This window comes from Nocardioides endophyticus (assembly GCF_039543845.1).
In the GTDB taxonomy this organism is placed as follows: domain Bacteria; phylum Actinomycetota; class Actinomycetes; order Propionibacteriales; family Nocardioidaceae; genus Nocardioides; species Nocardioides endophyticus.
This window is the reverse complement of the sequence record NZ_BAABKN010000028.1, coordinates 58181-76293: the sequence shown is the minus strand read 5'-3', so window position 1 is coordinate 76293 and position 18113 is coordinate 58181. Positions and strand designations below refer to the sequence as shown.

At 70.0% G+C, this 18113-nt stretch carries 22 protein-coding genes; 13 read left to right on the top strand and 9 right to left on the bottom strand.

Annotated features, from left to right (window positions below; all coding sequences use genetic code 11):
• The first annotated feature begins 76 nt into the window (after positions 1–76).
• The 8 genes from ABEA33_RS21935 to ABEA33_RS21900 all read left to right on the top strand — a co-directional run bounded on the left by ABEA33_RS21935 (position 77) and on the right by ABEA33_RS21900 (position 7953).
• Positions 77–784: a hypothetical protein gene (locus ABEA33_RS21935; protein ID WP_345529184.1), complete on the top strand. Its 708-nt coding sequence runs from the start codon at positions 77–79 to the stop codon at positions 782–784.
• Between the two features lie 39 nt (positions 785–823).
• Positions 824–2548 (top strand): thiamine pyrophosphate-dependent enzyme, encoded by a 1725-nt coding sequence (locus tag ABEA33_RS21930; protein WP_345529183.1) that lies wholly within the window; start codon positions 824–826, stop codon positions 2546–2548.
• Positions 2549–2556: 8 nt separating this feature from the next.
• Positions 2557–3213 carry a TIGR03557 family F420-dependent LLM class oxidoreductase gene (locus ABEA33_RS21925; RefSeq protein ID WP_345529182.1) on the top strand — a complete coding sequence of 219 codons (657 nt, stop codon included), beginning with the start codon at positions 2557–2559 and terminating at the stop codon, positions 3211–3213.
• Between the two features lie 9 nt (positions 3214–3222).
• Positions 3223–3873, top strand: coding sequence for an HAD family hydrolase (locus ABEA33_RS21920; protein WP_345529181.1), 651 nt, complete (start codon positions 3223–3225; stop codon positions 3871–3873).
• A 78-nt stretch (positions 3874–3951) separates the two neighbouring features.
• A complete protein-coding gene (locus ABEA33_RS21915; protein WP_345529180.1) occupies positions 3952–4740 on the top strand; it encodes a sigma-70 family RNA polymerase sigma factor in 789 nt (262 codons plus the stop codon).
• 60 nt (positions 4741–4800) lie between these two features.
• Positions 4801–5982 carry a zinc-dependent alcohol dehydrogenase gene (locus tag ABEA33_RS21910; RefSeq protein ID WP_345529179.1) on the top strand — a complete coding sequence of 394 codons (1182 nt, stop codon included), beginning with the start codon at positions 4801–4803 and terminating at the stop codon, positions 5980–5982.
• A 59-nt stretch (positions 5983–6041) separates the two neighbouring features.
• Positions 6042–6326, top strand: a complete 285-nt coding sequence (locus tag ABEA33_RS21905; RefSeq protein ID WP_345529178.1) for a cysteine hydrolase family protein — start codon at positions 6042–6044, stop codon at positions 6324–6326.
• 16 nt (positions 6327–6342) lie between these two features.
• Positions 6343–7953, top strand: coding sequence for a glutamate synthase-related protein (locus ABEA33_RS21900; protein WP_345529177.1), 1611 nt, complete (start codon positions 6343–6345; stop codon positions 7951–7953).
• Positions 7954–7973: 20 nt separating this feature from the next.
• Here the strand turns inward: ABEA33_RS21900 and ABEA33_RS21895 are convergent, their stop codons facing one another.
• On the bottom strand, positions 7974–8921 hold the full coding sequence (locus ABEA33_RS21895) for a TIGR03557 family F420-dependent LLM class oxidoreductase (protein ID WP_345529176.1): 948 nt from the start codon (positions 8919–8921) through the stop codon (positions 7974–7976).
• Here ABEA33_RS21895 and ABEA33_RS21890 point away from each other — a divergent pair.
• On the top strand, positions 8920–10251 hold the full coding sequence (locus tag ABEA33_RS21890) for a glucose-1-phosphate adenylyltransferase family protein (protein ID WP_345529175.1): 1332 nt from the start codon (positions 8920–8922) through the stop codon (positions 10249–10251). The genes ABEA33_RS21895 and ABEA33_RS21890 overlap by 2 nt on opposite strands.
• Here ABEA33_RS21890 and ABEA33_RS21885 read toward each other — a convergent pair.
• From ABEA33_RS21885 to ABEA33_RS21875, 3 genes are read right to left on the bottom strand one after another with little or no spacing between them, the layout of a single operon-like run.
• On the bottom strand, positions 10186–11346 hold the full coding sequence (locus tag ABEA33_RS21885; protein WP_345529174.1) for an FUSC family protein: 1161 nt from the start codon (positions 11344–11346) through the stop codon (positions 10186–10188). The two genes, ABEA33_RS21890 and ABEA33_RS21885, sit on opposite strands and share 66 nt — an antisense overlap.
• Positions 11339–11626 (bottom strand): hypothetical protein, encoded by a 288-nt coding sequence (locus tag ABEA33_RS21880; RefSeq protein ID WP_345529173.1) that lies wholly within the window; start codon positions 11624–11626, stop codon positions 11339–11341. The genes ABEA33_RS21885 and ABEA33_RS21880 overlap by 8 nt, the downstream gene beginning before the upstream one ends.
• Positions 11623–11859, bottom strand: a complete 237-nt coding sequence (locus tag ABEA33_RS21875; RefSeq protein WP_345529172.1) for a hypothetical protein — start codon at positions 11857–11859, stop codon at positions 11623–11625. Before ABEA33_RS21875 ends, ABEA33_RS21880 begins: the two co-directional genes overlap by 4 nt.
• Before the next feature lie 198 nt (positions 11860–12057).
• On the opposite strand from ABEA33_RS21875, the gene ABEA33_RS21870 reads away from it, so the two are divergent.
• The gene (locus tag ABEA33_RS21870; protein ID WP_345529171.1) at positions 12058–12354 is read left to right on the top strand and encodes a hypothetical protein; all 297 of its coding nucleotides are present in this window, start codon (positions 12058–12060) and stop codon (positions 12352–12354) included.
• On the opposite strand, the gene ABEA33_RS21865 is transcribed toward ABEA33_RS21870, so the two are convergent.
• Genes ABEA33_RS21865 through ABEA33_RS21845 form a run of 5 tightly spaced genes read right to left on the bottom strand, consistent with a single transcriptional unit; the run spans position 12321 to position 14513 of the window.
• Entirely contained in the window at positions 12321–12542 is a 222-nt protein-coding gene (locus ABEA33_RS21865; protein WP_345529170.1) for a DUF2188 domain-containing protein, read from the bottom strand. The two genes, ABEA33_RS21870 and ABEA33_RS21865, sit on opposite strands and share 34 nt — an antisense overlap.
• A gap of 48 nt (positions 12543–12590) precedes the next feature.
• Positions 12591–12887, bottom strand: coding sequence for a DUF4235 domain-containing protein (locus tag ABEA33_RS21860; RefSeq protein ID WP_345529169.1), 297 nt, complete (start codon positions 12885–12887; stop codon positions 12591–12593).
• Positions 12888–12917: 30 nt separating this feature from the next.
• Positions 12918–13976 carry a YihY/virulence factor BrkB family protein gene (locus ABEA33_RS21855; RefSeq protein ID WP_345529168.1) on the bottom strand — a complete coding sequence of 353 codons (1059 nt, stop codon included), beginning with the start codon at positions 13974–13976 and terminating at the stop codon, positions 12918–12920.
• The gene (locus tag ABEA33_RS21850; protein ID WP_345529167.1) at positions 13973–14254 is read right to left on the bottom strand and encodes a DUF3618 domain-containing protein; all 282 of its coding nucleotides are present in this window, start codon (positions 14252–14254) and stop codon (positions 13973–13975) included. The genes ABEA33_RS21855 and ABEA33_RS21850 overlap by 4 nt, the downstream gene beginning before the upstream one ends.
• Positions 14255–14285: 31 nt before the next feature.
• The gene (locus tag ABEA33_RS21845; protein ID WP_345529165.1) at positions 14286–14513 is read right to left on the bottom strand and encodes a hypothetical protein; all 228 of its coding nucleotides are present in this window, start codon (positions 14511–14513) and stop codon (positions 14286–14288) included.
• Positions 14514–14652: 139 nt separating this feature from the next.
• Here ABEA33_RS21845 and ABEA33_RS21840 point away from each other — a divergent pair, with 139 nt between their 5' ends.
• The 3 genes from ABEA33_RS21840 to ABEA33_RS21830 are packed head-to-tail and all read left to right on the top strand — an operon-like array spanning position 14653 to position 18111.
• A complete protein-coding gene (locus tag ABEA33_RS21840) occupies positions 14653–16947 on the top strand; it encodes a catalase (RefSeq protein ID WP_345529163.1) in 2295 nt (764 codons plus the stop codon).
• Positions 16944–17621 (top strand): hypothetical protein, encoded by a 678-nt coding sequence (locus ABEA33_RS21835; protein ID WP_345529161.1) that lies wholly within the window; start codon positions 16944–16946, stop codon positions 17619–17621. The genes ABEA33_RS21840 and ABEA33_RS21835 overlap by 4 nt, the downstream gene beginning before the upstream one ends.
• Positions 17611–18111, top strand: coding sequence for a hemerythrin domain-containing protein (locus ABEA33_RS21830; protein WP_345529159.1), 501 nt, complete (start codon positions 17611–17613; stop codon positions 18109–18111). The genes ABEA33_RS21835 and ABEA33_RS21830 overlap by 11 nt, the downstream gene beginning before the upstream one ends.
• The last annotated feature ends 2 nt before the right edge of the window (positions 18112–18113 follow it).

The following is an 18113-nucleotide window of genomic DNA, read 5'->3' as shown; positions in this document are numbered from 1 at the left end:
TCGGTCCCGCTAGGCCGGGCCGAGAGACTCGGAGCGCCGGAGAGGAAGGACCCGGCTGTCATGCTTTGCTGACCAGGTGAACAGTCAGCGCTCGGAGCTCTCGAAGCGGCGCGCGGCGGCGGGCGAGAACCGGTTGCCGCCTGCCTGTGCCGTCGTCGTCGCCGCGGTCGTCTACGCACTGCTGCCGAGCGACGTCCTGTTCACGAACCGGCTGCTGGTCCCGGCGATCGAGGTGCTCCTGCTCGTCGCGCTCCTCGTCACCAACCCTCGGCGGATGACCCGGCAGACACGCTGGTCACGGTGGGCGTCCATCGCGCTGTCCTCCGTCGTGATCCTGACGAACGTGGTGGCCCTCGGGCTGCTGGTCTCCGAGCTGTCCTCCGGAGGCGCCAGCGGCAGCCACCTGCTCATCGCCGCGATGCAGATCTGGCTCACCAACGTGATCGGCTTCGCGCTGCTCTACTGGGAGCTCGACCGCGGCGGCCCCGTCGTACGCCGAGAAGCCGAGCGCGACGACCTCCCCGACGCCGACTGGCGTTTCTCGCAGGACGAGAACGACGACGCCGTCACCGAGGTCAGCCGGACCTCGAGCGTGTCGTCGGGGTGGATCCCGATCTTCGTCGACTACCTCTACCTGTCGCTCACCAACTCCAGCGCGTTCAGCCCCACCGACACGATGCCGCTCTCCAGCCGAGCCAAGTCGTTGATGGGCGTCCAGGCGACCGCCGCGCTGCTGACCACCCTGGTCGTGGTCGCCTTCGCCGTGGGGTCCATCGGCAGCTGAAGGTGCATGCTGCCTCCGGCATCCGGGAACGATGACCGCATGCCCACTGTTGCCGAGCTGCTGGTCGAAGCCCTCGCCGAGCACGGCGTCACCCAGGTCTGGGGCGTTGTCGGTGATGCGCTCAACCCGGTGACCGATGCGATCCATCACCACGACACCGTCGAGTGGATCGGCGTCCGGCACGAGGAAGCCGGCGCGTTCGCGGCCGGTGCCCAGGCACAGCTCACGGGCCGGCTCGGCGTCTGCATGGGCACCGTCGGACCCGGGGCCATCCACCTCCTCAACGGCCTGTACGACGCGAAGAAGTCGCGGGCACCGGTGCTCGCCATCTGCGGCCAGGTGCCCCGGGCCGAGATCGGCAGCGACTTCTTCCAGGAGGTCGACAACGACGTCCTGTTCGCCGACGTCGCCGTCTTCTCCGCGACCATCAGCAACGTCGAGCAGCTGCCGGACCTGATCGAGCGCGCCGGCAACGTCGCGCTCCAGGAGCGTGGCGTCGCGGTGCTCACGCTGCCCGGCGACGTCGGCGGACTCGACCTGCCGAAGCACACGCCGGTGCCGCGGTTCGTGACCGACCGGCCCGCCGTACCGCCCGAGGCACGGTCCGTCTCCCGAGCTGCCGCCGCGATCAACGAGGCCGGCACGGTGACGATGCTGGTCGGCGCTGGTGCTCGCGATGCCCGCACCGAGGTGCTCGCCGTCGCCGAGCGTCTGTCGGCGCCGATGGTCGTGACGCTCAAGGGCAAGCAGGGCCTCGAGCGCGACAACCCCTACGAGGTCGGGCAGTCCGGACTCCTCGGCAACCACGCCAGCGCGGTCGCGTTCGACGGCTGCGACCTGCTGCTGATGGTCGGCAGCGACTTCCCGTACAAGGAGTTCTACCCGGACGGCAAGGTCGTCGTGCAGGTCGACAGTGCGGGGGAGCACATCGGCCGGCGGCACCCCGTCGACCACCCGGTCGTCGGCGACGCGCGGATCACGCTCGCCGCGCTGCTGCCCCTCCTGGAGGCCAAGACCGACACGGGGCTCCTCGACAAGGCGCGCTCGAGCTACGAGGCGTGGCGCGAGCGGCAGGCGAAGCTCGCCGATCCGGACTACGAGCGCAAGCCATCCGGGCTGCTGCGGCGCAAGGTCGAGAACCCCGAGGGCAGGATCCGCCCCGAGCTCCTTGCTGCGGCCGTCGACCGGCACGCAGCCGACGACGCCGTCTTCACCAGTGACACCGGCATGGCGACCACCTGGCTGGCGCGCTTCGTGCGGATGCGGGGAGAGCGTCGCCTGCTCGGCTCCTTCAACCTCGGTTCGATGGCCAACGCGATGCCGCAGGCCTTGGGCGTCCAGGCGCTCGACCGGCAGCGGCAGGTCGTCGCGTTCTGCGGCGACGGCGGCCTGACGATGCTGCTCGGTGACCTGATCACGGCGGTCACGCTGAAGCTGCCGGTCAAGCTGGTCGTCTTCGACAACGGCAGTCTCGGGATGGTCAAGCTCGAGATGGAGCAGGTCGGGCTCTCGCCGTACGGCACCCGCCTCGACAACCCGGACCTCGCCCGGGTCGCCGAGGCCATCGGTCTGAAGGGCATCCGGGTCGAGGACCCGCATGCGGTCGAGGGCGCCGTGCTCGAGGCTCTGAGGCACGACGGACCGGTCCTGCTCGACGTCGTGACCAACGCAGACGAGATCGCGATCCCGCCGAAGCCGACGCTGGAGCAGGGCTGGGGATTCGCCATTGCGAAGAGCAAGGAGTTCCTGGAGTCGCCCGAGTAGACGACGGAGTGACCGAACGCCAGGGCGGGTACTGCGTCGCCATGACGAACTTCGGCTACACCCTGATGACCGAGCAGAGTGGCCCGCGCGAGCTGGTGCGGTACGCCGTGGCCGCGGAGGACCTCGGGTTCGACTTCGAGGTGATGAGCGACCACTACTCGCCCTGGCTGACCGAGCAGGGGCACGCGCCGTACGCCTGGACAGTGCTCGGCGCGGTCGCCCAGGCGACCTCGCGCGTCGGCCTGATGACCTACGTGACGTGCCCGACCCTGCGCTACCACCCGGCGGTCGTCGCGCAGAAGGCCGCGACCCTTCAGGTCCTTGCCGAGGGCCGTTTCACCCTGGGCCTCGGCAGCGGCGAGAACCTCAACGAACACGTCGTCGGCGAAGGCTGGCCGGCGATCCAGGACCGTCAGGACATGCTCGCCGAGGCGGTCGAGATCATCCGTGCGTTGCACACCGGAGACCTGGTCGACCACCGGCGTGAGTACTTCCAGGTCGACTCAGCGCGGATCTGGGACCTGCCGGACGAGGGCGTCGACATCGGGATCGCCGTCGCGGGGGAGCGGGCGATCGAGGTGTTCGCCCCGCTCGGCGACCACCTGATCGGTGTCGAGCCGAAGCCGGAGCTGGTGTCGGACTGGAACGCCGCGGCGCCGGCCTGAGGAGGACCCATGGACGCTGTGCTGTTCGACATCGACGGGACCCTGGTGGACTCGACCTACCACCACGCGTTGGCGTGGCACCGGGCGTTCGCCCGCCTCGGCGATACGCCTCCGCTGTGGCGCCTCCACCGAGCCATCGGGATGGGCGGCGACAAGCTCGTCGCACACGTGGCGGGGGACGAGACCGAGTTGCAGCACGGTGACAAGCTGCGGGACTTCTGGCGCCAGGAGTACCTGGAGATCCGTACGGAGGTCCGGCCGCTGCCGGGTGCCGCCGACCTGGTCCGCCGGCTCTCCGCGTCGCGCCACCGGGTCGCGCTCGCGTCATCGGGTGATCCGGAGTTCGCGCGCGAGGCGATCGACCTCCTGGGCATCGGCGAGCAGATCGAGGCGCTGACCACCTCCGAGGACGTCGACGCCTCCAAGCCCGAGCCCGACCTCGTCCAGGCGACCCTCGACCGGATCGGTGAGGTCGAGCGGAGAGTCTTCGTCGGGGACACGCCGTACGACGTGGAGGCTGCCGACCGGGCCGGGATGGGGTGCGTCGCCGTGCTGACCGGCGGGTTCAGCCGGGGAGAGCTGGCCGATGCCGGTGCGACTCTCGTCGTGGCGTCGCTCGCCGAGCTGGTCGACGCCGACTGGACGCCGTACCTCTCGTAGAGGGCTCCGGAAAAGAATCACCCTTCCGGGCGAGGGCCAGCTGGTTTTGCGGCCAGTGCGGCCGGGGACGAGACGATCATGAGTGCCATGGTCACAGCGACCGCCGCGCCTGGTCGGGCCCGAGACGAGCGTCGCTCACACACGAACCGGTTGCTGGCGCAGGCCCGCGATGCTGCGCCGGCCGAACGCACTCGGCTGCTCGACGAGGTCATCGTCGAGAACATGCCCGTCGCCAAGTCGATCGCGGCTCGCTACCGAAGTCGCGGCGTAGCGATCGACGACCTGGAACAGGTCGCCTGCCTGGCGCTGGTCGGCGCCGCGCGCCGGTACGACCCGGACAAGGCCGAGGACTTCCTCACCTTCGCCGTTCCGACGATCCAGGGCGAGGTCAAGCGCTACTTCCGCGACCACGGCTGGATGGTCCGGCCGACCCGCTCGGTGCAGGAAGCGCAGTCGCTGATCAACAGGGAGCTCGCGCACACGGAAGGTCGCGAGCGGACGCCTGCCGAGCTCGCCGTACAGCTCGGCATCCCGATAGACGTCGTCGATGCCGCGTTCCAGGCGCAGGGGTGCTTCGCGCCCGTGTCGCTGGACCAGCAGCTCCTCGGCGGCGACGCCGAGAGCGACCGGCTGGTGGCTGACGGAGCGGTCGCGGAGTACGAGGCTGCCGAGGCCCGGGTCCTGCTGCGAACGCTGACGCGCCAGCTCAAGCCACGCGACCGGCTGATCCTCTACCTGCGGTTCGTCGAGGGGCTGACCCAGGCCGAGATCGGTGAGGAGCTGGGTGTGACCCAGATGCAGGTCTCCCGGCTCCTGTCCCGGGTGCTGCGTGAGCTGCGGGAGCTCGCCGCGGTCGATGCTGCCTGAGGGATGGTCCTCGCTGGCGCGGGTACCCCCAGGACAACTCTCAACGCAGTGGAGGCAGCAGTGAAGGCAGTGACCTGGCACGGACGGCGCGACATCCGAGTGGACGAGGTGCCCGACCCCGTCATCGAGCAGCCGACGGACGCGATCGTCAAGATCACCTCGACCGGACTGTGTGGCTCCGATCTCCACCTGTACGAGACCCTGACGCCCTTCATGACGCCCGGCGACATCGTCGGCCACGAGCCGATGGGCATCGTCGAGGAGGTCGGCTCCAACGTGGGTGACCTGCGAGTCGGCGATCGGGTCGTCCTCCCGTTCAACGTCTCCTGCGGGCACTGCTGGATGTGCGACCAGCAGCTCTACAGCCAGTGCGAGACCACCCAGAACCACGAGTACGGCACGGGCGCCGGCTTCTTCGGGTACAGCAAGCTCTACGGGCAGATCCCCGGTGGACAGGCCGAGTACCTACGGGTGCCGTACGCCGACTTCATGCCGATCAAGGTGCCGGAGGGCCCGAGCGACGACCGCTTCCTCTTCCTGTCCGACGTCCTGCCGACGGCGTGGCAGGCCGTGCAGTACGCCGCCGTCCCGGATGGCGGGACACTGTTGGCGATGGGCCTCGGCCCGATCGGCGACATGTCTGCCCGGGTCGGGCTGCACCTCGGCTACCGAGTGATCGGCGTCGACCTGGTGCCCGAGCGTCTCGCCCGGGTGGCCGGCCGCGGCGCCGAGGTCATCGACCTGACGAAGGTCGACGACGTCGGTGACGCCGTGCGCGAGCTCACCGGCGGCAGGGGAGCGGACTCCGTCATCGACGCGGTCGGCATGGAGGCCCACGGGTCGCCGACGGCCGCCGCGATGCAGACGCTCGTCGGCTTCCTGCCCAAGAAGCTGGCGCAGCCGATGATGCAGAAGCTCGGCGTCGACAGGCTCGCTGCGTTGTTCGCGTCGATCGACGGCGTGCGCCGTGGCGGCACTCTCTCGATTATCGGGGTGTACGGCGGACAGGCCGACCCGATGCCGATGATGACGATGTTCGACAAGCAGCTGCAGGTGCGGATGGGCCAGGCCAACGTCAAGAAGTGGGTCGACGACATCATGCCGCTGCTCACCGACGACTCGGACCCGTTGGGCGTGGAGCAGTTCGCGACACACCGCCTGCCGCTCAGCGAGGCGCCGGCGGCGTACGAGCAGTTCCAGAAGAAGACCGACGGCACCATCAAGGTCGTCTTCCAGCCCTGATCGCTCGCAGACGAACGAGATGGCGACGGGAGAGACACCACCCCTGGCAAGGTGTCGTGATGGTCGACCTGCAGGTCGACTTCTTCAACGACCCCGAGCTGGCCGCCGTGCTCGAGGCTGAGGGAGTCGAGGCGTTCCTCCTGTGCGGCGTGTCCACCGAGTCGTGCATCGCCGCGACGGCGGTCGAGGCGTACGCGCGAGACCTGAGCGTCGGACTGGTCGTCGACGCGACCGCGTCGGTGCGCTGGGACCTCCACGACCACGCGATCGGCTCGCTGCGCGAGCAGTACCGCCAACCCGCGCTCAGTGCTGACCAGGCGATCACGGCGATGGCAAGGCGCTAGCTGGGTACCGGAAGGCATGAAGAGGATCTGGGCTGCCGCACCGGCGGCGGTGCTCGGTGCGGTCGCGGCGCACGACCTGCTCCAACGTCGACATGCCGTCCTGCGCAACTTCCCGGTGATCGGTCACGCCAGGTTCTGGCTCGAGGCCATCGGACCCGAGGTCCGGCAGTACATCGTGGCCGGCAACGACGAGGAGCGGCCGTTCAGTCGCGACCAGCGTCGGTGGGTCTACGCGTCGGCGAAGCTGCAGAACAACTACTTCGGGTTCGGGAGCGACAACGATCTCGAGCACAGCTCGGGCAACGTCATCGTGCACCACCGCACGTTCGGACGCTCGTACCCGACGCACGGGGCGGTCGGCCAGGAGGCGCGGCTCCCGGCCGCGAAAGTGCTCGGTGGGCCGCGTGGTCGTCGGCACGCCTTCCGGCCGGAGTCGGTCGTCAACGTCTCCGGTATGAGCTTCGGGTCGCTGTCAGGCAACGCGATCGAGGCGATCAACCGCGGCGCGGCCGCCGCCGGGTGCCTGCACAACACGGGCGAAGGCGCGGTCTCGCCGTACCACCGCAACGGCGCCGACCTGGTGTTCCAGATCGGCACTGCCTACTTCGGCTGCCGCGACGACCAGGGACGGTTCGACCTCGCCAAGCTGAAGGACCTCGTCGCCTCGGCGCCGATCCGGGCCTTGGAGATCAAGCTCAGCCAGGGTGCGAAGCCGGGCCTGGGTGGAGTGTTGCCGGCCCCGAAGGTGTCGGCAGAGATCGCCGAGACACGTGGCGTGCCCGAGGGCGTGGACTGCCTGAGTCCGTCACGGCATGCCGAGTTCGACGACGTCGACACGCTGCTCGACTTCGTCGAGCTCCTCGCCACCGAGACCGGGCTGCCGGTCGGGATCAAGTCGGCCGTGGGCGACATGACGTTCTGGCACGAGCTCGCCGACCTCATGGAGGACCGCAGCCGCGGCGTCGACTTCATCACCATCGACGGAGGCGAGGGTGGCACCGGGGCGTCGCCGCTCATCTTCACCGACGCGGTCTCGCTGCCGTTCCGTCTCGGGTTCGCCCGCGTCTACTCGGTCTTCGCCGCGAAGGGTCTGCACGAGGACGTCATGTTCATCGGTGCCGGCAAGCTCGGCCTTCCGGACAACGCGGTCGTGGCGTTCGCGCTCGGCGTCGACATGGTCAATGTCGCCCGGGAGGCGATGCTCGCCGTCGGCTGTGTCCAGGCCCAGAAGTGCCACACCGGTGAGTGCCCGACCGGCGTCGCGACCCAGAGTCCCTGGCTCGCGCACGGGCTCGACCCGATCTCGAAGGGCGAGCGGGTGGCCAACTACGTGAAGACCCTGCGCCGCGACCTGCTCAAGGTGTCCGAGACATGCGGCGTGGAGCACCCGGCCCTGATCGGCCCCGACAGCGTCGAGATCCTCGACAACCTGAGCGACGGACGCCTGCTGGAGTGCGTGTACGGCTACGAGCCGGGCTGGGGCTACCCGTCCGAGGACGACCGGGAGGAGATCACCGCGATCATGGTCGCGACCGAGGAGGAGGAAGCCGGCACCGAGGGACCGCCGGAGACGGCGGAGGACGGTGAGCGTGCCGACGACGCGGCCGGGGAGGTCGTGGAGCACTGACCGGCCCACGATGGGGTAGCTCAGCCGAGAGCCGGCAACACTTCCTCGCCGTAGAACTCGATCATCTCCAGGGCGTGCGGGCCCATGTTGGCGAGGTAGAGCTCGTCGTAGCCCGCGGCGGCATACTCCTGGATCTGGCGGAGGTGGTCGGCAGGATCGTTGCCCGCGACCACCGAGCTCCGCGTGGACTCCATGGTCACCAGCTCGGTGGCCTGCTCGAAGTGCTCCGGGGTCGGGAGGATCTGCGCGAGCTCACCGGGGAGCCCGGCGTTGGGCCACAGGCGGTGCGCGTGCTCCCAGCCCTCCTCCTTGGTGGGTGCGAAGGCGACCTTGGCGCCGGCCTGTGCGGGCCGCCCGCCCGAGGCTTCCTTGAAGCGCGTGACCAGCTCGGCGTCCGGCGCCGTGCCGATGTAGCCGTCGCCGATCCGCGCGGCGACCTCCGTGGCCTTGGGCCCGAACGCCGACACGTAGATCTCGGGCGGGGTGTCGGGCACGTTGTAGATCCGGGCGTGGTCGACCGAGTAGTAGCGGCCGTGTGCGGTGACCACCTCGCCGGTGAACAGCTTGCGGATCAGCGCCACGGCCTCCTCGAGCATCTCCAGACGTACGTCGAGCGGCGGCCAGGGCCCGCCCAGGATGCTCTCGTTCAGGGCTTCGCCGGTGCCGACGCCGAGAGTGAAGCGACCTTGGAGCAGCTCGGCAGAGGTGCCCGCCGCCTGGGCGATGATCGCGGGGTGGACTCGCACTGTCGGACAGGTCACGGCGGTCGTCACGTGCAGCTCGCAGACCTGGCTGATCGCCCCGATGACGCTCCATACCAAGGGGCTGTTGCCCTGCTCGTTGTTCCACGGATGGAAGTGGTCGCTGATCCACAGACCCGCGAAGCCGGCCCGCTCGGCGGCTGCCGCCTGGGCGACGAGCTCGATGGGGGAGTACTCCTCGGTGGAGAGGAAGTAGCCGATGCGCATGGGATCTCCTCAGGTCGACGACGTCGTGGCGGCGGTACCCCGCTCGCTGGTCGCCATGCCGTCGGCACGTGTGCACGGAGCGCCTCCCGGGCACTGTGCCGATGTGGCCCGATCTCATGTGCTCGCCCTCGTCCAAGCCGGCGGTGCCGGCGGCCGGATGGACGTCCTGACGCGGGAGCGGGCCAAGCCGGCGCTTCCCTTCGCAGGGGTCTTCCAGCTGGTCGACTTCCCGCTGTCCAACCTGGCCAACAGCGGCATCACCGATGTCTGGCTGTCGGTGCAGTTCCAGGGCGCCGGGCTCGGCGAAGAGGTCGCCAACGGCCGGCCGTGGGACCTCGATCGCAACCGGGGAGGGCTGCGGCTGCTGATGCCTCAGGAGGGCACCGGGGGCACCGACGAGGAGGGGTTCGCGAAGGGCAACGCCGACGAGCTCTATCGGTTCCGCGACCAGGTCGTCGCCGAGGCGCCCGAGGCGCTGGTCGTGATGAGCGCCGACCACGTCTACACCTTCGACGTGATGGACGCCGTCGCCACGCACCGCCGTACCGGTGCCGAGTGCACGATCGTCACGACCATCATCCCGACCGCCGAGGCGACCGACCACGCCACGGTTGAGAGCGACGACGACGGCAGGGTGACCGGATTCGCCTACAAGCCCGAGTCGCCGACCACCGGGACGGTTGCGACTGAGATCTGCGTCTATGAGCCGGCTGCCCTCGTGCGTGTCCTGGAGGAGCTGCACCGCGAGCTGGGCGCCGACGCCGGTGAGGGCGACACCGGTCTCGGCGACTACGGAGAGCACCTGCTCCCGCGCCTCGTGGGCCGCGGCAAGGTGTTCGAGCACGCCATGAAGGGCTACTGGAAGGACCTGGGCCAGCCTCACAAGTACCTCGCAGCGCACCGCGACGTCATCACCGGGGACCTAGGGGTCTTCGACGACCCGGACTGGCCGATCATGGGCCACCAGCAGCAGCGCGCGGCCGCGCGCGTCCTGGACGGGGCGCGGGTGACCGACAGCCTGCTCAGTCCTGGCGCGGCCGTCAGCGGGACCGTCATCCGCAGCGTCCTGGGTCCGGGCGTGGTCGTGGAGCAGGGTGCGCTGGTGCGCGACAGCGTCGTCTTCCAGGACACGCGGATCCAGGAGGGTGCGCGCCTGGACTGGTCGGTCGTCGACCGCGACTGCGTGGTGGAGCCGGGCGCGGAGGTCGGGTCGGGGGACACCGATCCGGACGACTCGGACGCGATCGCCCTGGTCGGCCGTGGCTCACGGATCGGGGCGGGTGTCACCATCCCCGGCGGCGCGCGACTGGAGCCGGGCACGACCGCTTGACCCGAGCCGCTGCAACGGCGCGATCGGAAGCGGTGGCTGGCCGAGCGGGTTGGCCGCGGCGACCTCGTCCATGGCATCGAGAGTGTTGCGCAGGTTGATGATCAGCGCGCCGTACACGGGCCACTGCGTCGACGACGGGTCGACGGCGCCGACCTCCTCGACCAACGCACTGAGCTGCTCGCGGATCTCGCGGATCGCCTGCGGGTCGGCGTCGGCGAACGCGCGGCCGGCGTCCCGGACCAGGACGGGCCAGCGCTCGCGGAACACGGGGTGCCACCGGGCGCGACCTGCCGAGTGGTAGCCGAGCGTGCGTGCCATGCTCCGGGTCTCGGCGACCGCCTGCTCCATACGACGCAGGAGAGCGCGCCACTGCCGTGGATCGCGCAGGCCCCGGGCCGAGCGCCGGGGGTTCATCTGGCTGCTCTCCTGCGCCTGCCGCACCAGCGACCAGACGCGGTCGAGGTCGCCGTCGAGCGAGCGGGTGCGATCGACCCAGTCGGCGACGTCCTCGTCCTCGCAACCGTCGACCAGTCGTGCGCCGATGTCGGCGAGCAGCTCGCCGATGTCGTCATCGATGTGGTTCATCGCCGTGATCGCCGTACGACGCCGCAAGGGTGGCCAGACCGCGGCATTGACCAGCAGGCCCACCACGATGCCGATGGCCGTGTCGCTCAGCCGGTCCAGCAGCAGCGAGTCGTCGCTCGAGAAGCCGGTCGTCAGTACGACCATCGCGGTCGCCGCGACCGTGATCGCCTCCTCGCCGAACCAGGGGAGTGCGCCGATCGCGAGGCCGAACGCGATGACCAGCGCGACCGAGACGGTGTCGAGCCCGAGTGCGTTGCCGACAACCCAGGCCAGCAGGACGCCGGCGACTGCCGCGCCCACCTGCCGCAGGCCGCGGGAGAACGTCCGGTAGACCGTCGCGTGCACGACCAGCAGAGCCGCCCACGGCGCGAGGAATGACTGGGAGAGCGAGAACACCTCGGTGGCCAGCACCCACGCGAGCACCGCGGCCAGGCCGGTCTTGACGAGCTGGATGCCGTCGTTCCAGAAGACCGGGTCGCGCAGTCGACCAGGGGTGGCTTCCTCAACCACGACGCACGTCCTCGGCCACGGCCCCGTCGCGGCCGAGCGCACGGACGCGCTCCCGCCACGAGGCGGCCTGCATCTCCTGTGGTGTCCGGTAGCCAGCCCGGAACAGCTCCCGCGCGGGAGCGATGGCGACGTGGGAGGTGATCCGCGCGGAGAGCAGCTGGGTCAGCACCAGCAGCTGCCACAACGGGGCCGGCTCGTTCGTGAGCCGGATTCCCGCGTCCGCTGCGTACGTCGTGCCGTGTCGACGGAGGAGCACCTCGACGGTGGTTGCCTCCGTCATCGGTCCTCGGGGCGGCCCGTCTCTGCGATCGGTGGGCCGGTCGGGTGCTCGTACTGCCGCCGCTCGTCCGGACTCGCGTCGGGTTGGTCGGGGCGGTTGAGCTGCTCCTCCGGGTCGAGGTCCACTCGCTCAGCCACGTCGGCCCCGGACAGGTCCTCTTCCGACGGCGCGCCGTCGACCTCGACCGGGCGTCGCTCTTCGACTGGCTGCTGGGTGTGCTCTCGGTCTGCCATGGGGGAGGGGTACCCCGCCACGCCTGGCGCATGCCGGAGGCCAGGCATCGCGTGATCGGCGCACTTTCACCCGGAAGGGTATTTCTCGCGGCGGCGGGTCCGGTTACCTTGTGGGCAGGGAAGAGGCAGGCCTCGGGAGCCGCCCTCACGCTGTCGCGGATCCCGGGTCTGTTCCCAGGGGCGAGGAGGCGTGGAGCCATGAGCACGTTGTCCTACGAGGCGCAGCATCGGCGCCTGCGGGTGACCGGGTCGTGCGGGGACGACGACGCCACCCGGCTCCGTGACGCGGTGCTGACCTACGCCCGGAAGGGCGACATCCTGATCGTCGACCTCACTGCCGTCACGGACGTGACGAGCGAGGTCGGCCGCGCGCTGCTGTCAGCCCAGGAGGCCGCTGACAGGTGTCGCGTCACCCTGGTCCGCAAGAGCGGCAGCGCCGTCGACACCTGCCTGCGCGAGACTCAGCCCGGAATCTCCTCGGACCTGCGCGGGTAGCGGTTGCGCTCGGCCACGGTGCCGTCGGCGCGGCGTACGACATGGTCCACGCCGCGGATCCGCGCCTCGTTGCGAGCAACCTCGAGGGCTGCTTCGCGGGTGGTGTACGTCCCGGGCAGCGGCTCGCTCCCGCGGATGCGGTTGCGCCACGCCTCGTCCTCGCAATAGGTCTCTACTGCCCCTCCCACTGCCTTACCTCCCCTTCGTCCTGTTCTCCGTGATCGGCCCGGTGGCCGTCAGTCACCCGGCCATTCGCCGGTCCAGCGCTGGAACACCCGAGCTCCGCCGCGGTTGATGAGTGCTCGTACGACGGAGAAGATCGCACCCTGGATCAGGGCGGCGACGAGGATCTGGGGGAGCGGATACTCCGACTGCAGCGGCTTCGGAGGGTCCTCCTGGTCGCCGGGGACCAGGCGCTTCCAGACCTGCTGGAAGACCTGCCCGGCGATGAGGCCGCCGACCAGGCTCCCGATGAGTCCCCAGGGTCGGTAGAGGATCTTCGCGGTCTTGGTGGCGTGCTGCTCGGGTTGCATCTGCTTCCTTCCGGAGACGTGGTACGGCGGTTACCGGTCCTCGCCGCGGGTGGCGCGCAGCCGTCGGCCGCGCTCGATGTCGTCGCGCTCCTTGGCCTGCGCCTTGTCGCTCTTGCGGGTGTCGCGAGGCGGGAGCTGGATGAGCTCCTCGGCGGGCAGGCCGGCCTGGAGCTCGCGGCCGCGCTCCAGCTCGGCGTCGAGCTCGGCTCCGAAGAGCAGCGCCAGGTTGGTGATCCAGAGCCAGAGCAGGAAGGCGATGACGCCGGCGAGTGAGCCGTAGGTCTTGTCGTAGCTGGAGAAGTTCGCGACGTAGAAGCCGAAGGCCGCCGACGCCACGAGCCAGACCACGATCGCCACGACAGCGCCGGCAGAGATCCACCTGAACTTCGGCTGCTTGACGTTCGGCGTCGCGTAGTAGAGCAGGGCCACGATCAGGACGACGATCACCAGCAGCACCGGCCACTTCGCGATGTTCCAGATCGTGACGATGGTCGACCCGACACCGATGGCGTCACCGACAGCCTGGGCGGCTGGGCCGGTGACGACGAGGCCGAGCGCGACGACCGCGGTCAGCACGACGGTGATCACGGTGACCAGCAGCATGACCGGCCGCAGCTTCCAGATCGGGCGGCCTTCCTCGACCTCGTAGATCCGGTTCATGCCACGGCCGAACGCCCCGACGTACCCGGACGCCGACCAGAGCGCGGTCGCCAGGCCGATGACCAGGGCCAGGCCGGCACTCGGAGTCGTGCTGAGCTCGGTCAGCGTGGGCTCGAGCGTGTCTGCGGCCGACGACGCGCCGACGTCGGTGAGGATCTGGAGGAGCGTGTCGACGGTCTTGGGGCCCTTGCCGACCAGGCCGACGAGCGACAGCAGCGCGATGGCTGCCGGGAACAGCGCCAGCACGGAGTAGTAGGTGAGCGCGGCCGCCAGGTCGGTGCACTGGTCCTGGGAGAACTCCCGCACCGTCTTGCGTGCGATGTAGAGCCACGACGGCTTGGTCAGGTCGGTGGGGGAGTCGGGCTTGATGTCGGAGTCCGGCTCGACGGGGACCTTCCTGTCCTCCGCGTCGGGCTGCGTGGACGTCATCGTCTCCGGCGCCAGAGAACGGTGGCCACGATGGCCACGACGGCTGCGAGCGCTGCTCCACCGACGGCCATCGTCCCCGGGGTCGGGCGGCCCTGGTCGTCGGTCGCCCGGTCACGAACCTCCCGGACGCGCTCCTGCACGCGGGCCTTGACGTCGAACCGACCCGTCAGCTCGTCCACGGTGTGCGCCAGCTCCGCGCGGGTGCGGGCGATGTCGGCCTCGATCTGCTCGGCACTCTGGGTGCTCTCCGCCGCGGTGCCATTGACATGGGTCGTCATCGGTGTGCGCCTTCCTTGACTGCTGCGTCGGTCATGACGTCGCCGGGGAGTCAGCCGTCATCGAGGCCGCAGGCTGTGACGTCCCGGGCAGCTTGTCCTTGACCAGCTGCTCGGCCTGTCCTGCCTTCTCCTGGACACGGGGGTCCTGCCAGACGCCGCGTGCCTTGCCGACGATCTCGTCGTAGCGGCCGCGTCCGGCGCGTGCGCCCAGCACGTATCCGGCTCCGAATCCTGCCAACAACGTGAGCTTGCCTGCCATGGTGCCCTCCCGAGCCTCGGTCGTGCGTGCGTGAGCACTACTGATCCGGTGCCCGCTGGTCCTCGTTGCATGCACCCCCTTCTGGGTGAGGTCGGTGCGCGGTCGCGGGGGTACTGCCAGTACCTACCCAGGAGGCAGCGTGGAAGCCAGCAGTCCGGCCAAGGCCGTGAAGAAGGCCGTCAAGGCAACAGTCGAGAGTGCGGCGGCACGGGCCGCCGAGCTGCTCGCCGAACGTGAGGCGCCGCCGGTGCCCGGATCGCCGGGGTCGGGTACGCCGTCGCTCGCCGAGCCCACCAAGCCCCGGGGGCCGCTGCCTCCCAAGCCCGACCAGGCCGGACCGGACCGTCGTACGGCGACCGGCGCTCCGACCGACGCCCCGGCGGAGGCAGTGTCGGGCCAGGGCCCGTTCCTGACCACGTCTCAGGGCGCGCGCCTGCGCGACTCCGACCACTCGCTCAAGGCAGGCGAGCGCGGCCCGACGCTCCTGCAGGACCACCACCTGCGGGAGAAGATCACGCACTTCGACCACGAGCGCATCCCCGAGCGCGTCGTCCACGCGCGCGGGGCCGGTGCTCACGGCACCTTCATCGGCTACGGCAACGCCCGCTCGGTGACGAAGGCCGGCTTCCTCGCCAAGGGCGTCGAGACGCCGGTGTTCGTGCGCTTCTCCACCGTCCTCGGCTCACGAGGCTCCGCGGACACCGTGCGGGACACCCGCGGCTTCGCGACGAAGTTCTACACGGACCAGGGGACCTTCGACCTGGTCGGCAACAACATCCCGGTCTTCTTCATCCAGGACGGCATCAAGTTCCCCGACGTGATCCACGCGGGCAAGCCGCACCCGGACCGGGAGATCCCGCAGGCGCAGAGCGCCCACGACACGTTCTGGGACTTCGTGTCCCTGCACACCGAGGCGCAGCACCACACGCTGTGGAACATGTCCGACCGGGGCATCCCGCGTTCGTACCGGACCATGGAGGGCTTCGGCGTCCACACCTTCCGTTGCGTCAACAGCGACGGCGAGACGTCGCTGGTCAAGTTCCACTGGAAGCCCGTCCTCGGCGTGCACTCGCTCACCTGGGAGGAGGCACAGCTGCTCGCGGGCACCGACCCGGACTTCCACCGGCGCGACCTGTACGACGCCATCGAGGCCGGAGCCTTCCCGCAGTGGGAGCTCGGCGTCCAGGTCCTCCCGGACACCCCGGACGAGCTGTTCGCCGGCATCGACCTGCTCGACCCGACGAAGTTGGTCCCCGAGGAGCTCGCGCCCGTCCAGGCGATCGGGCTGCTGACGTTGACCCACAACCCGACGAACTTCTTCGCGGAGACCGAGCAGGTGGCGTACCACGTCGGCAACCTGGTGCCCGGGATCGACGTCACCAACGATCCGCTGCTGCAGGCGCGGCTCTTCTCCTACATCGACACGCAGCTCACCCGGCTCGGGGGACCGAACTTCCACCAGATCCCGATCAACCGGCCGCACGCGCCGGTCAACGACATGCTGCGCGACGGCTTCCACCAGGACGCCGTCCACGGTGGGGTGGCGCCGTACAAGCCGAACTCGCTCGACGGAGGCTGCCCGTTCTTCGCGGGCGGCGCCAAGGACGGGGCGTTCGTCGACATCCCGGCCCACGTCGCCGATGCCGTCAAGATCCGCGCCAACCCGGCGTCGTACGACGACCACTACAGCCAGGCGCGCCAATTCTGGCTCAGCATGACCCCGGTCGAGAAGGAGCACATCGTGGCGGCGTACACGTTCGAGCTCGCGAAGTGCTTCGAGCAGTCGGTCAAGGAGCGCCAGCTCCTGGCGCTGGCCAACATCGACTCGGACCTGTGCGCCCAGGTGGCGGCCGGCCTCGGGCTGCCTGCCCCGAAGCCGAGCGAGCCCTTGGTCGACCTCGACCCCAGCCCGGCGCTGTCGCAGCTCGGCGACGTCTGGCCGACCGACGGTCGGATGATCGGGATCATCGTCGACCCTGACGGCGACCTGAGCGGCCTCGACGCCGTCCGCGCGGCCGTCTCGGCGGCGGGCATGGTCCCACTCGTCGTCGCGCCGTACGGCGGCAAGCTGCCGGACGGGACGACGATCCAGCGGACCTTCGCCGCCACCCGGTCCGTCGAGTACGACGCCGTGCTCGTCGCGGGTAGTCCGGCGCCGGGCGCCGACGCGCTCGTCGTCCGGGACAGCAAGGCCGGCGAGGAAGGCGCGCCGCTGCTCGACCCACGCGTGGCGCTGCTGCTGCAGGAGTGCTTCCGGCACGCGAAGGCGATCGGTGCCTGGGGCGCCGGCATCGACGCCCTCGAGGTCGCCGGCGTCGCGGCGGACGCTCCGGGTGTCCTCGGCGGTGACGACCCGGAGGCCGTCTTCGCCGGGGTCCACACCGCACTGGGTGCCCACCGCGTCTGGGAGCGGTTCGGCACGGTGCTGAGTTGAGTCTGCGGCGGGCGGCATCCTCGGTCGGCGGCACGGTCCTGGCCGCCGCCACCCAGGGTGTCGCCTCGCTGCGCCCCGCCCGCAAGCCGCTCCACCCCGACGGCGAGGTCGTCATGGGCCGGATCTACCGCTGCGGCTCCGACCTCCCGACCGGCGTCGCCTGGATCGACGAGGAGGGTGAGGACGACGTCGTCGTACGCCGGTCGCGCGCGATCGGGTTGCCGCTGGGCCTGCCTGACATCCACGGCCTCGCCGTACGGATACCGACCGCCGCCGGCGACGGGGACATCCTCTTCGCCACGACCGGGTTCGGCCGGGTGACGCGCTTCGTGCTCACGGCGAGCCGACAGCCGCGCAGCCGGCCGCTGACCACGCTGCTGCCCTACGACACCGACTCGGGTGCTCTGCTGCTCGCGGCGGAGGGCGTCGAGTCCGGGTCCTACGACCTTTCGTGGGCGCGGCCGTCGGGGGAGTGGCACCTGTTCGGGGTGCTGCTGCTGTCGACGACCCGCAGCGACGACACCGCGATCTCGTTCGACCCCGTGCAGCACCAGATCCCTGGGCTTCGCCAGTACCCGTCCGTACGACGGCTCCGAGCGCCCGCCTACGTCCGCGCCCGACGATCGCGCGCGGACACCAGCCCCACCACCGAGGAGACCCACCATGTCCACTGACGCCATCGTCCTGCTCAAGGACGACCACAAGCAGATCCTGCGCACCTTCAAGGACTTCGAGGACGCCGGCGACGACGCCTTCGTGGCGAAGGGCCGCCTGGTCGACCGGATCATCGAGCTGCTGACGGTGCACACCTACATCGAGAACGAGGTGATGTACCCGCGCGTCCGCGAGCTCGTCCCGGAGCTGGAGGACGACGTCCTCGAGTCCTACGAGGAGCACCACGTCGCCGACGTCCTGGTGATGGAGCTGTCCACGATGAAGCCGGACGACGAGCGCTTCACCGCCAAGACGACTGTCCTCATCGAGAACGTGCGCCACCACATCAAGGAGGAGGAGGACGAGTGGTTCCCCGAGGTGCGCGAAGCCCTCGGCCGCAAGGTCCTCCAGGAGATCGGTGCCGCCATGGTCGAGGCGCGGCAGAAGGCGCCCACCCGGCCCTCGCAGCCGAGCGCCCTGAAGAAGACGATCGACGCCGTCATCTCCTGAGA

What these genes read in the sequence shown, in the direction of transcription:
- ABEA33_RS21930 (WP_345529183.1), top strand. Translation starts at nt 824, where the DNA reads ATGCCCACTGTTGCCGAGCTGCTGGTCGAAGCCCTCGCCGAGCACGGC.
- ABEA33_RS21920 (WP_345529181.1), top strand. Translation starts at nt 3,223, where the DNA reads ATGGACGCTGTGCTGTTCGACATCGACGGGACCCTGGTGGACTCGACC.
- ABEA33_RS21915 (WP_345529180.1), top strand. Translation starts at nt 3,952, where the DNA reads ATGAGTGCCATGGTCACAGCGACCGCCGCGCCTGGTCGGGCCCGAGAC.
- ABEA33_RS21905 (WP_345529178.1), top strand. Translation starts at nt 6,042, where the DNA reads ATGGTCGACCTGCAGGTCGACTTCTTCAACGACCCCGAGCTGGCCGCC.
- ABEA33_RS21900 (WP_345529177.1), top strand. Translation starts at nt 6,343, where the DNA reads ATGAAGAGGATCTGGGCTGCCGCACCGGCGGCGGTGCTCGGTGCGGTC.
- ABEA33_RS21890 (WP_345529175.1), top strand. Translation starts at nt 8,920, where the DNA reads ATGGGATCTCCTCAGGTCGACGACGTCGTGGCGGCGGTACCCCGCTCG.
- ABEA33_RS21895 (WP_345529176.1), bottom strand. Translation starts at nt 8,921, where the DNA reads ATGCGCATCGGCTACTTCCTCTCCACCGAGGAGTACTCCCCCATCGAG.
- ABEA33_RS21880 (WP_345529173.1), bottom strand. Translation starts at nt 11,626, where the DNA reads ATGACGGAGGCAACCACCGTCGAGGTGCTCCTCCGTCGACACGGCACG.
- ABEA33_RS21875 (WP_345529172.1), bottom strand. Translation starts at nt 11,859, where the DNA reads ATGGCAGACCGAGAGCACACCCAGCAGCCAGTCGAAGAGCGACGCCCG.
- ABEA33_RS21870 (WP_345529171.1), top strand. Translation starts at nt 12,058, where the DNA reads ATGAGCACGTTGTCCTACGAGGCGCAGCATCGGCGCCTGCGGGTGACC.
- ABEA33_RS21860 (WP_345529169.1), bottom strand. Translation starts at nt 12,887, where the DNA reads ATGCAACCCGAGCAGCACGCCACCAAGACCGCGAAGATCCTCTACCGA.
- ABEA33_RS21855 (WP_345529168.1), bottom strand. Translation starts at nt 13,976, where the DNA reads ATGACGTCCACGCAGCCCGACGCGGAGGACAGGAAGGTCCCCGTCGAG.
- ABEA33_RS21850 (WP_345529167.1), bottom strand. Translation starts at nt 14,254, where the DNA reads ATGACGACCCATGTCAATGGCACCGCGGCGGAGAGCACCCAGAGTGCC.
- ABEA33_RS21845 (WP_345529165.1), bottom strand. Translation starts at nt 14,513, where the DNA reads ATGGCAGGCAAGCTCACGTTGTTGGCAGGATTCGGAGCCGGATACGTG.
- ABEA33_RS21830 (WP_345529159.1), top strand. Translation starts at nt 17,611, where the DNA reads ATGTCCACTGACGCCATCGTCCTGCTCAAGGACGACCACAAGCAGATC.